Consider the following 11,265-nt stretch of genomic DNA (forward strand, 5'->3'; position numbering starts at 1 on the left):
TGGGTCAGCGGTGGCCGTGCAGGACGGCGTGGTGGTCGGTTCCGTCCGTGCCGTCCGGGTCGGCGTGGACGGTGGCGGCGCGCAGCCGGAGCAGGCCGTGGATCAGGCGGTGCTCCGCCTCCACCGCCACCGCGTGCGCCTGCACCAGCGACAGGTCCGGGTCGAGCACGATGTCGGTCTCCGCGCGGAGCGTGTGGCCGACCCAGCGCATCCGGACGCCGCCGACGCGCCGGACGCCGTCCACCCGGGCCAGGATCCGCTCGGCGTCGGTGACCAGCACCGGATCCACCGCGTCCATCAGCCGGTGGTAGACCTCCCTGATCGCGTCGCGCAGCACGAAGCAGATGGCGACGGTGATGAGCAGGCCGACGACCGGGTCGGCGACGGGCAGGCCGAGGGCGGATCCGGCGGCGCCCGCCAGCACGGCGAGCGAGGTGAAGCCGTCGGTCCGCGCGTGCAGGCCGTCGGCGACCAGGGCGGCGGAGCCGATCTCGCGGCCGACCCTGATCCGGTACCGGGCCACCCACTCGTTGCCGAGGAACCCGGCGACGGCGGCGGCCGCGACCCAGCCGAGCGCCCGGACGTCCTGCGGGGCGACCAGCCGGCGGAACGCCGCGTAGCCGGCGAGGGCCGCGGAGACGGCGATGACCACGACGATCACCAGCCCCGCCAGGTCCTCGGCGCGGCCGTACCCGTAGGTGAACCGGCGCGTCGCGGCGCGCCTGCCGAGCAGGAACGCGATGCCGAGCGGGACCGCGGTCAGCGCGTCCGCGACGTTGTGCAGGGTGTCGCCGAGGAGCGCCACCGACCCCGACATCGCCACGATCGCGGCCTGGACGACCGCGGTGGCGGCGAGTACCGCCAGGGAGAGCCCGAGCACGCGCAGCCCGCGGCCGCTGGTCTCCAGCGCCTCGTCGGTCTTGTCGGCGGTGTCGTGACTGTGCGGGGCGATCAGGTGCTTGGTGCGGGAGAGGAAGGACGCGGCCCTCCCGCGCTCCCGCCCGTGCCCATGGTCGTGACCGTGTCCGTGGCCATGCCCGTGGCCGTGTCCATGTCCGTGACCTGGCGGGCGTCCGGGGTCCGTGGGGTGCGACATGGGCCTCCTCGGTTGCGAGCGAGCCGTCCGGCCAGTATATGTAGTCAGGTATGCACGCGGCTACATTGCAGGTGCGAGGTCCATGCAGGAGCATCCTTCGAGCGCGCAGATCGAGGCGGCCACGGCGGCGTTCCGGATGCTCGCCGACCCCACCCGGCTGCGGCTGATGTGGCTGCTCACCTCCGGCGAGTACGACGTCACGTCGCTCGCCGAGCGTCTCGAGGCGTCCCGTCCCCTCGTCTCCCAGCACCTGGCGAAGCTCCGGATGACCGGTCTGGTGCACACCCGGCGCGAGGGGCGCAGGGTCCTGTACCGGGCCCGCGACACCCACGTGCGGACGCTGATCACCGAGGCGTTCTTCCACGCCGGCCACGAGGTGACGGGCAAGCCCCGGCACGACGACTGATTCCGCCCGGCAAACCGGCCGGGACGGGCCCGGCTGCGGCGGATCGGCTCAGCCCGCGAGGGCGCCCGGTTCGGGGCCAGGGCGGCGCGGAGCGCTGACGGCCGCGTAGAGCAGCACCATGCCCAGGATCTGGGCGAGGTGGTACAGCGACGTCGGATCCAGCGCGACGCGATGGGCCACGTCCGGGTCGATGGCCTTGGCCGCCGCGGCCGCGCCGTCGGCGACGAGCGCGATGATCACCGGGCCGGCCAGCGGGTGGCGGCGGCGGGCTGCCCGCCCCCACAGGACGATGATGCTGAGCATCGTCAGGCTCTCGCAGGCCAGCAGCGCGTCGACGCCCGCGTGCCCGGTGGCCGCCAGCACCGCGTACGCCGCGATCCCGATCGACCGCAGGAGCCAGAACGTCCGCTGGTGGCGCGGCCCGAGCACTTCGGCGACGGTGGCGGCCAGCAGGTAGGACACCGCGATGACGACCATCGCGCTGATGACGGCCCAGCTCGGCCCTGTCCAGCGCGCCGAGTGCTTCACGACGCCGTGGTGGACGAAGCCGGCCAGCGCCGCGGCCCCCGCCCACCAGAAGGACGTGCGCCAGTGCCGGTGCGCGACGGGCGAGCGACCCAGCCGGACGGCGAGCACCACCACGACCAGCCCTAGCGCGAGGTCGCTGAGGGCGGGCGCGGGTTCGGCGAGCACACCTGAACGTTACCGACAAATCGCCCATCCGCCTCGTCCATGCGGCCCGCAGTCGCCGCCCCGGCCGGCGCGCCGGGCTCAGGCGCGGTAGGCCGGGAGGACGGTGCGGGGGATGGGGCCCTTGTTGCGCTGACCGCTCTGGCTCTCCTCCCAGGCGTGGGCGAGGACGCCGATGCTGCGGCTGAGGACGAACAGGCCGCGTGCCAGCGGCGCGGGGAACCCGAGCTCGGCGTAGATGATGGCGGTGGCCCCGTCGATGTTCATGGGGACGGGCTTGGCGCGGCCCTCGGCGAGCCGCGCCTCGATCGCCTTGCCGGCCCGCAGGTGGCGGCCGGGGACGGCGCCGTCCCGCACGGCGTCCTCGACCAGCGCGAGCAGCGGGTCGCGGCGCGGGTCGCGGGGGTGGAAGCGGTGGCCGAAGCCCGGCAGGTAGCGGGGCCCGTCCGCGATGGCCTCGCCGGCCGCCGTGCGCAGGTCGAGCCCGGCGTCCTCGCGCCGCAGCACGTCGTCCAGCAGCCGGACGCACTGCTCGCCGGCCCCGCCGTGCGCGTCGCCGAGCGTGTTGACGGCGCTGGCGACGGCGTTGTTCAGGCCGACGCCGCAGGTGGCGGCCATCCGGGCGATGGCGATGGACGGCGCCTGCGGGCCGTGGTCGACGGCCGCGACGAGCGCCGCCTCGAGCAGGGCGGCCTGCCGGGGCGCGGGGAGGTCGCCGCGCAGCATCAGCCAGATCACGGACGTGAGGCTCGTCGTGCCGATGAGGTCCTGGACGGGGCGGCCGCGCAGCTCGATGACGCCGGGTTCCATCCGGGAGACGGCGGTCGCCCACCAGTCCGCGACGGCGCCGGTCGGGTCGATGTCGGTCACGGGAGCCTCCTGCGCTGGGCGGTCGGTCATGGGGTGACGGCGTTCTCGGTCCGGCCGTTCCAGCGGTCCGCGAGGGCGGCGCGGTCGGCGTTCTGGTCGCCCAGCAGGGGCGGGGGCCCGGTGGGGCGGAGGGGTTCGCCGTCGTGCAGGACGCCGCTGCCGGTGACCTTGAGCACCCGTCCGGAGCCGTCGGGGAAGGGCATCTCGGTGAAGAAGCCGCGGTGCTCGAGCTGGTCGAGGCCGAGGGCCTGCGGGACGGTCACGACGCGGGCGGCCGGGACGCCGGCCGGGCTGAGAATCCGTTCCCATTCCCCGGCGGTGCGGCGGCCCAGGGCGCGGTTGAGCTCGCCGGTCAGCGCGTCGCGGTGCGCCTTGCGCTGCTCCCGGTCGGCGAAGCGCGGGTCGTCGAGCAGGTCGCGCCGGCCGACCAGGTCGCACAGCGTCTCGAACTGCCGCTGCCGGTTCGCGGCGATGTTGAGCGGGCCGTCGGCGGCCTGGAAGGTGCCGGACGGGGCGGCGGTGGCGTTCTGGGTGCCCATCGGCTCCGGCGGGACGCCGCTGACCAGGTAGTTCGAGACGGCCCAGCCCATCGCCGAGACGGCCGACTCCAGCATGGAGACGTCGAGGAACGTTCCCTTCCCGGTGCGGGCGCGGCCCGCGAGGGCGGCGGAGATGTGCAGCGCGGCGGTGAGGCCGCCGACGGTGTCGCAGACGGGGAAGCCGATCCGCAGCGGGGCGGTCTCCTCGGTGCCGGTGATGCTCATCATGCCGGAGAGGCCCTGGATGATCTGGTCGTAGGCGGGGGCCTGGCTCATGGGCCCCGTCTGGCCGAAGCCGGAGATGGCGCAGTAGACCAGCCCGGGGTTCAGCTCGCGCAGCCGCGGCCAGCCGAACCCGAGCCGGGCGAGGACGCCCGCGCGGAAGTTCTCCAGCAGCACGTCGGCGCCGCGGACCATGTCCTCGAAGGCGGTGCGGCCCGCGGCGTCCTTGAGGTCCAGCTCGACGGACTTCTTGCCGGCGTTCTGCGCCAGGAACGAGGCGCCGATCCCGGACCGGTTCAACTCGGCGTCCGGGCCGAGGTGCCGGGCGAGGTCGCCCTGCCCCGGCACCTCGATCTTGACGACCTCGGCGCCGAGCAGCATCAGCTGGTAGCTGCAGTACGGGCCGGCGAGGACGTTGGTGAGGTCGAGGACGCGTACACCGCTGAGCGGTCGCTCTGACATGCGCATGGCTCCTTCAGGTCACGCCGTGGGTCCGGGAGTGGGTCCGGCCGCGGGTCAGCGCGCGGGGCTGAGCGGGTGGTCGAAGCCGCGCTCCGACATCTCCGCGGCGACCTGGCGCAGGTCCGCGGCGTACTGCTCGACGACGTCGTCGGGGAAGCGGACCGTCGGGCCGCTGAGGGACAGGGCGGCGACGACGGTCCCGGACCGGCCGAGGACCGGGACGGCGACGGCGGACAGGCCGTCCTCGCGCTCCCCGTGGCTGACGGCCCAGCCGCGGTGCGCCGCCTCGTCGATCCATTCGCGCAGCCGCTTGACGTGGCCCTCTCCGTAGGGGGAGCTGACGGCGACGCGCCTGAGGAGGGAGTCGGGGGCGTCGCGCAGGAGGGCCTTGGACGAGGCGCCGGCCCAGAGCGGGAGCTCGTCGCCGACGTGGACGACGTGGCGGAGCGGCTGCGGGCTCTCCTGCTGGGCGACGCAGACGCGGTAGATGTCGCGGAGCATGTAGAGGTTGACGGTCTCGCGGCGGCGGGCGCCGAGGTCGCGCATGTGCTTGCGGGTCTCCGGGGGCAGCTCCCAGCTGCTGCGCGCGAGGTGGGCCCAGCGCCAGAGGCCGGGGCCGGGGAGGTAGCCGTTGGGCGCCGCCCACAGCAGGCCGTTCTGCTCCAGGGTCTGGACGAGCCGGATGACCGTGGTCTTCGCCAGCCCGGTCGCCTCGACGATCTCGCGGATCGAGATCACCGGGCGTTCCTCGCTGAGCAGCGACAGGATCTCGACGGCGCGCTGGACGCTGCGGACGCCCTGGGAATCGGCGGCGGGCTGGGCGTCGGCGGGCTGGGCGTCCGCGGCGGGCCGGGCGTCGGCGGCCGGTCCGGCGGCGGGCTTCTTGGCTGGGCTCACTGGTCCTCGATCTCCCCGATGTCGGCGGTAGGGTCCGGGAAACCCGGCGTGCTGCGCTCGGCCGCGGAGGGGGAGCGGGAGCCGGTGCGCGGCGCCGCGCCCGGTGCGGCCGGGGACGGCTCGTACGTTACACGCAGTCCACACAGTGGTCTAGTTGGACCGTCAGTCGGTATTTCTGGGCGGTTCTGGGAACTTTCTGCCGCGCTCTTCCCCTGGTGAGCCGCGTCACCTATAACTAACTCACTGGTTCGAACATTAGGTGCCGACCGGGGAGGTGGCAGTGCCGTGCGACCCGCCGTTCCGGGCGCTCTCCGGGCCCAACTTTCTCGCCGCCGACCCTTGTCAGCGCGCGGCGCCGCCCCGTACGTTGGCTCGAAGTCCACATGATGGCACTAATGGTCCGCTTGGTGGATCTGGAGGAACGGATGCTGGAAGCGCTGCTCGCGGCCGCCGCCGGGGACGAACCGGTGCAGGCCGCGGCGCTGGTCGCCGGCCGGTGGGAGCCGGCGGGTCCGCAGAGCGAACGCGTCGGACCGTACGTGCGCCGGCCGGTCAGCCGGGCTCCGGCCGCCGGCCCGGACGACGTCGAGGCGGTCCGCCGCCACGCCCGCGCCTTCGCCCGGACGGTGGCGCGCATGGCGCCCGCCTCCCGGGCCGAGATCCTGGAGAACGCCTCGCGCGCCGCCGCCGAGCACCGCGAGGGCCTCGCCCGGCTGCTGGCCCTCGAACTCGGCAAGCCGCTCAAGGACGGGCGCGGCGAGATCGACCGGGTCGCCGACACGTTCGCGGTGTGCGCCGCCGAGGCGCGGCGGATCGGGGGCGACACGCTCCCGGTCGCGGGGTGGGCGCGCGGCGCCGGCACCACCGCCTTCACCTACCGCGCGCCGGCGGGCGTGGCCCTGGCCATCACGCCGTTCAACGCCCCCGCGAACCTGCTCGCGCACAAGCTCGGCGCCTCGTTCGCGGCCGGCAACACCACCATCGTCAAGGCCCCGCCGCAGGCGCCCGCCGTGTCCACGGCGATCGTCGCGCTGCTGGTCGAGGCCGGGATGCCGTACGAGGCCGTCCAGCTGCTGCACGGGGACGGCTCCGTCGGCGCCGAGCTGTGCGCGGCGGACGAGGTCGCCGTCATCAGCTTCACCGGCGGCGCCGCGACCGGCAACGCGGTCGCCCGCGCGGCCGGGGCCAAGCGCCTCGTCCTGGAGCTGGGCGGCAACGCCGCGACGATCGTGTGCGAGGACGCCGACATCGCCGAAGCGGCCCGCGTGTGCGCGCGGACCGGCTACAGCAACTCCGGGCAGAGCTGCATCTCCGTCCAGCGCGTCTACGTCCAGCGTTCCCGCTACGAGGAGTTCCTCGAGGCGTTCACCGGCCAGGTCGCGAAGCTGACCGTGGGCGACCCGCTCGACCCGGGCACCGACGTCGGCGCGATGGTCGACGAGGACGCCGCCGAACGCGTCGTGCGGTGGAGCGCGGAGGCCGCCGAGGCCGGCGCCCGCGTGCTGCTCGGCGGCGAGCGCGACGGCGCCACCGCGATGCCCACGGTCGTCGCCGGCCCGCCCCCGACCTGCTCGGTCGTGAAGGACGAGGTGTTCGGCGCGCTCGTCGCCGTGCTGCCCTTCGACGACCTGGACCGGGTGATCGAGGAGTGCAACGAGAGCCGGTACGGGCTCCAGGCGGGCCTGTTCACCCGCGACATGGACCGGATCATCACCGCGTGGCGGGACCTGGAGGTCGGCGGGCTCGTCGTCAACGGGTCGTCCAACTTCCGGCTGGACCACGTGCCGTTCGGCGGCGTGAAGGACTCCGGCTTCGGGCGCGAGTCGCCCCGCTGCATGATCGACGACTACACCGTCGTCAAGACGATGATGCTGCGCGGGACCTCGCTGTGGGGTGCCGCGTGAGGGCGGCCGTCCTCGCCGCGCCGGACGAGGTCGCCGTGCTGGACGACCTGCCGGAGCCGTCCTGCGGGCCGCGGGACGTCGTCGTCGCCGTCCACGGGGTCGGGCTCTGCGGCTCCGACCTGGCCGTCGTCTCCGGCCACCGCCCGGTGCCCGCGCTGCCGTGGGTGCTCGGGCACGAGGCGTTCGGCGTCGTCGCCGCCGTGGGCGAGGACGTCACCGACCGGTTCCCCGGGCAGCGCGTCGTCGTCGAGCCGAACTACCCGTGCCTGGCGTGCCCCGCGTGCCGCACCGGCGCGACGGCGGGCTGCCCGAACCGCAGGGCCGCCGGCATCACCGACCCCGGGCTGCTCGCCGAGCGCGTCGCCGTTCCCGCCCGCTTCACCTGGCCCGTGCCCGGCTCCTGGGACGACGCCGACGCCGTGTGCGTCGAGCCGTTCACGGTGGCGCTCAACGCCGTCCGCATGAGCGGCCTGCGAGCGGGGGACGAGTGCCTGGTCGTCGGCGCCGGCTCGCAGGGGCTGCTGGTCTCGATGGCCGTGGCGCACGCCGGGGGAGTGCCCTTCGTCGTCGAGCCGCACGAAGGGCGCCGCGCGCTGGCCCGCGACCTCGGCGCGCGGGACGCCGCCCCCGGCACGGCCTGCCCCGTCGTGATCGAGACGTCCGGCGCGCCCGAGGCGTTCGAGGAGGCGCTGGAGCGCACCGCGCCCGGCGGCACCCTCATCGCCGTCGGGCAGAGCGCCCGGCCCGCCCGGCTCTCCACCTTCTCCCTCGTGCAGCGGCGCCTGACCGTGCGCGGCTGCCTCATCTACGACCACCCGGCCGACTTCCCCCGCACCATCGCGACGCTCGCCGCGCACGACCTGCGCCCCGGCCGGATCCTGCGCGAGCGCTTCGACCTCGCCGACGCGCCGAAGGCGTTCGCACGCGCGGCGGAGACCGCCGGCAAGACCTGGATCGGCATCGCCCGCGAGGAAACGAGCCCCCGCACCCCCCGAACCGAGGAGAGCCCTTCATGACCGTGGACGTCCAGCCCCAGAGCGACCCCGCCGTGTCGGTGTCCGCGGCGGAGGCGCTCGTCCGGCAGCTCGAGCGCTACGGCGTCGAGTACGTCTTCGGGACCTGCGGCCACACCAACATCGCCCTGCTCGACGCGCTGGGCCGCAGCCCGATCGAGTTCGTCATCGCCCGGCACGAGCAGGCCGCCGCGCACGCCGCCGACGGCTACGCCCGCGCGTCCGGGCGGCCCGGCGTGCTGCTCGTGCACGTCGGCCCCGGCATGATGAACGCCGTCACGGGCGTGGCGACCGCCGCGCTCGACTCCGTCCCGCTGGTCACCATCGCGGGGGACGTCCCGTCCTATTACCGGGGCCGGCACCCGCACCAGGAGGTCAACCTCCACAACGACGCGGACCAGACGGCGATCTACCGGCCGTTCGTCAAGCGCGCCTGGCACGTCCACCGCGCCGAGGACCTCGGGCGGTTCACCGAGCGCGCGTTCTGGACGGCCGCGTCGGGCCGTCCCGGCGCGGTGCTGCTGAACGTCCCGATGGACCTGTTCTCCCGGCCGGTCACGCCCGGGGACCACCCGCTGCCGGAGCACGACGCCGCCCCCGACCTGCCGGCCTCGACCGCCGAGCGGATCGCGGCGCGGCTCGCCGGGGCCGAGCGCCCGCTGATCTACCTCGGCGGCGGGCTGCGCGGCGAGGCGGGCCGACGCGCGCTGCTGTCGCTCGCCGAGCATCTCGACGTCCCGATCGTCCATTCGCTGATGGGCAAGGGCGCCGTCCCCGACGACCACCCGCTGCTGCTCGGCATGCCGGGCTTCTGGGGGCTGGAGACCACCAACGACTACGCGCGCAACGCCGACGTCGTCCTCGCGCTGGCGACGCGGTTCGCCGAGACCGACGCCAGCTCCTGGGACGAGCGCTACACCTGGAACCTCGGCGGCCCCGGCGCGCCGGAGACGCGGGGACGGCTCATCCAGATCGACATCGACGCCGCCGAGATCGGCCGGAACTACCCGGTGGAGATCGGCGCCGTCGCCGACGTGACCCTCGCCGTCCAGGCCATCGGCGAGGCGGTACGGGCCGTCCACCCCGACCCCGTCGACCGCCCCGGGCTGCGCGAACGGATCCGCGCCGCGCGCACCGAGCTGTTCGAGGGGAGCCGCGAACGCGGCCGGGCCGCCGACTTCCCGCTCCGCCCCGAACGCATCCTCGCCGACCTGCGCGAGGCGCTGCCCGCCGACGCGGTGCTGGTCACCGACGTCGGCTGGAACAAGAACGGCGTCGCGCAGTGCTACGAGCTGCCCGCCGAGGGCCGCTTCATCACGCCCGGCGGCGCGTCCACCATGGGCTTCGGCCCGGCGGCGGCGGTCGGCGTGCAGATCGGCGCGCCCGGCCGCGTCGTCGTCGCGCTCGTCGGCGACGGCGGGATGAGCGCGCAACTCCCCGCCGTCCCCATGGCCGTCGAGCAGGGCCTGCCGGTGATCTTCGTGGTGATGAACAACCGCGCCCACGGCACGATCGCCGACCTCCAGGCCGCGAACTTCGGCGCCAGCTACGGCTGCGAGTTCCGCGACCCCGAAGGCCGCCCCTACAGCCCCGACTTCGCCGCCTACGCCGAGGCGTGCGGAGCCGACGGACACCGCATCACCGCACCGGACGCCCTCGCGCCCGCGCTGCGCGCGGCCATCGCCGCGCGCCGCCCGGCCGTCCTGGACGTGCCGATGGTCAACGAGCCCGTGCCCACACCCGGGCACTGGAACATCAACGACATCTACCAGGGTGTCTTCCCCGGCGACAGCGGCCACCCCTCGCCGTCCGCCCCCTGAGCCGACCCCACCCACCCCGACATCCCCACCCACCGAGGTGAATCCATGCGCACCATCCCCCGACTCCGTGTCTCCGCCCTGGCCGCCGGAGTCCTCGCCGCGGGCCTGACCGCGGCCTGCGGCGCCCCCGGTGAGTCGAAGGACTCCGGCTCCGGCGGCAGCGGCCCCATCAAGATCGCCGTGGTCGACGCGCAGAGCGGGCAGCTCAGCTCGCTCGGCAAATGGGAGTACAAGGGCGCCAAGCTCGCCGTCGACGAATGGAACAAGGCCGGCGGCATCGCCGGCCGCACCATCAAGCTGGACGTCTTCGACGACCAGGGCGACCCGACCGTCGGCACCAACATCGCCCGCAAGATCGGCAGCCAGCACTACATCGCGATGATCGGCACCGCCGAGAGCGCCGTCACCATCGCCATGGCGCCGACCCTGCGCCAGGAGGAGATCCCGAACATCGCCTCGGGCCAGTCCAACGGGATGGTCGCGCTCAAGAGCCCGTTCCTGTTCCTCAACGGGCCCACGTCCACCACCTACGACGAGACCCTCGCCAAGTACGTCGTGGACACCAAGAAGATGAAGAAGATCGCGATGATCAGCAACAACGGCTCCTACGGGAAGGGGGAGCACGACGCGTTCCTCAAGGCGCTGACCGACCGCGGCGTCAAGCCCGTCGCCGACGAGGTCGTCACCACCGACCAGAAGGACTTCAGCGCCCAGCTCACCAAGATCCGGCAGAAGGCGCCGGAGGTGGTCTTCATCGGCTCGGAGGAGGTCGAGTCCGGCCTCATCGTCAAGCAGGCCCGCGACCTCGGCATCGACGCGCCGTTCGCCGGCGCCGCCCCGCAGGGCACCCCCGTGTACCGCGACACCGCGGGCGTGAAGAACGTCGAGGGCACCATCGTCAGCTCGCCCTACCTCAGCAACGAGGTCAGCGACGCGTCCAAGAAGTTCGCCGCCGCCTACAAGGCCGCCTACGGCGAGGACGCCGAACTGCACGGCGCGAAGGCCTACGACGGCACGTCGATCCTGCTCACCGCGCTGAAGAACAGCAACGTCGCGACGGGGAAGAAGCTGGCCGACGCGATCCGCGCCGTGCAGTACCAGGGGCTGCTCGGCGACTTCCGCTACGACGAGACCGGGGTCGGGATCAAGGCGACCTCCATCGGGATCATGAAGAACGGGACGGTCGTCAAGGCCGACGGCTGACGGCGGACCACCCGGACGACCGAGGGCGGCCGGGCCCGCGGGCCCGGCCGCCCCGCCCGCGTGCCCGCCGGCTCCGACGCCGGGCGCGCAGAAAGAGAACCAAGCAGGTCTTCCGGCAGACACAGATATGCGGACAGAGCCTC

General features: G+C 74.2%; 10 protein-coding genes. 5 read left to right on the plus strand and 5 right to left on the minus strand.

Features of this window, described 5'->3' with window-relative positions; all coding sequences use genetic code 11:
• Window positions 1-4 precede the first annotated feature (4 nt).
• Window positions 5-1,096: a cation diffusion facilitator family transporter gene (locus AB0C78_RS39485; protein ID WP_360758454.1), complete on the minus strand. Its 1,092-nt coding sequence runs from the start codon at window positions 1,094-1,096 to the stop codon at window positions 5-7.
• Between the two features lie 82 nt (window positions 1,097-1,178).
• Between AB0C78_RS39485 and AB0C78_RS39490 the strand changes: the two genes are divergently transcribed.
• Entirely contained in the window at window positions 1,179-1,502 is a 324-nt protein-coding gene (locus AB0C78_RS39490; RefSeq protein WP_360758456.1) for a metalloregulator ArsR/SmtB family transcription factor, read from the plus strand.
• Between the two features lie 48 nt (window positions 1,503-1,550).
• On the opposite strand, the gene AB0C78_RS39495 is transcribed toward AB0C78_RS39490, so the two are convergent.
• The 4 genes from AB0C78_RS39495 to AB0C78_RS39510 all read right to left on the minus strand — a co-directional run bounded on the left by AB0C78_RS39495 (window position 1,551) and on the right by AB0C78_RS39510 (window position 5,182).
• Window positions 1,551-2,195 (minus strand): hypothetical protein, encoded by a 645-nt coding sequence (locus AB0C78_RS39495; protein ID WP_360758458.1) that lies wholly within the window; start codon window positions 2,193-2,195, stop codon window positions 1,551-1,553.
• 78 nt (window positions 2,196-2,273) lie between these two features.
• Window positions 2,274-3,062 carry a citryl-CoA lyase gene (locus AB0C78_RS39500; protein ID WP_360758459.1) on the minus strand — a complete coding sequence of 263 codons (789 nt, stop codon included), beginning with the start codon at window positions 3,060-3,062 and terminating at the stop codon, window positions 2,274-2,276.
• 26 nt (window positions 3,063-3,088) lie between these two features.
• Complete coding sequence (locus AB0C78_RS39505) at window positions 3,089-4,285, minus strand: CoA transferase (RefSeq protein WP_360758461.1); 1,197 nt, start codon at window positions 4,283-4,285, stop codon at window positions 3,089-3,091.
• Between the two features lie 54 nt (window positions 4,286-4,339).
• On the minus strand, window positions 4,340-5,182 hold the full coding sequence (locus AB0C78_RS39510; protein ID WP_360758463.1) for an IclR family transcriptional regulator: 843 nt from the start codon (window positions 5,180-5,182) through the stop codon (window positions 4,340-4,342).
• A 407-nt stretch (window positions 5,183-5,589) separates the two neighbouring features.
• Between AB0C78_RS39510 and AB0C78_RS39515 the strand changes: the two genes are divergently transcribed.
• From AB0C78_RS39515 to AB0C78_RS39530, 4 genes are read left to right on the plus strand one after another with little or no spacing between them, the layout of a single operon-like run.
• Entirely contained in the window at window positions 5,590-7,086 is a 1,497-nt protein-coding gene (locus AB0C78_RS39515) for an aldehyde dehydrogenase family protein (protein WP_360758465.1), read from the plus strand.
• Complete coding sequence (locus AB0C78_RS39520) at window positions 7,083-8,102, plus strand: alcohol dehydrogenase catalytic domain-containing protein (protein ID WP_360758467.1); 1,020 nt, start codon at window positions 7,083-7,085, stop codon at window positions 8,100-8,102. The genes AB0C78_RS39515 and AB0C78_RS39520 overlap by 4 nt, the downstream gene beginning before the upstream one ends.
• On the plus strand, window positions 8,099-9,919 hold the full coding sequence (locus AB0C78_RS39525; RefSeq protein ID WP_360758469.1) for a thiamine pyrophosphate-binding protein: 1,821 nt from the start codon (window positions 8,099-8,101) through the stop codon (window positions 9,917-9,919). The genes AB0C78_RS39520 and AB0C78_RS39525 overlap by 4 nt, the downstream gene beginning before the upstream one ends.
• Before the next feature lie 45 nt (window positions 9,920-9,964).
• The gene (locus AB0C78_RS39530) at window positions 9,965-11,122 is read left to right on the plus strand and encodes an ABC transporter substrate-binding protein (RefSeq protein WP_360758470.1); all 1,158 of its coding nucleotides are present in this window, start codon (window positions 9,965-9,967) and stop codon (window positions 11,120-11,122) included.
• Window positions 11,123-11,265: the final 143 nt, after the last annotated feature.

Source organism: Actinomadura sp. NPDC048394 (genome assembly GCF_040651755.1).
In the GTDB taxonomy this organism is placed as follows: domain Bacteria; phylum Actinomycetota; class Actinomycetes; order Streptosporangiales; family Streptosporangiaceae; genus Spirillospora; species Spirillospora montaniterrae.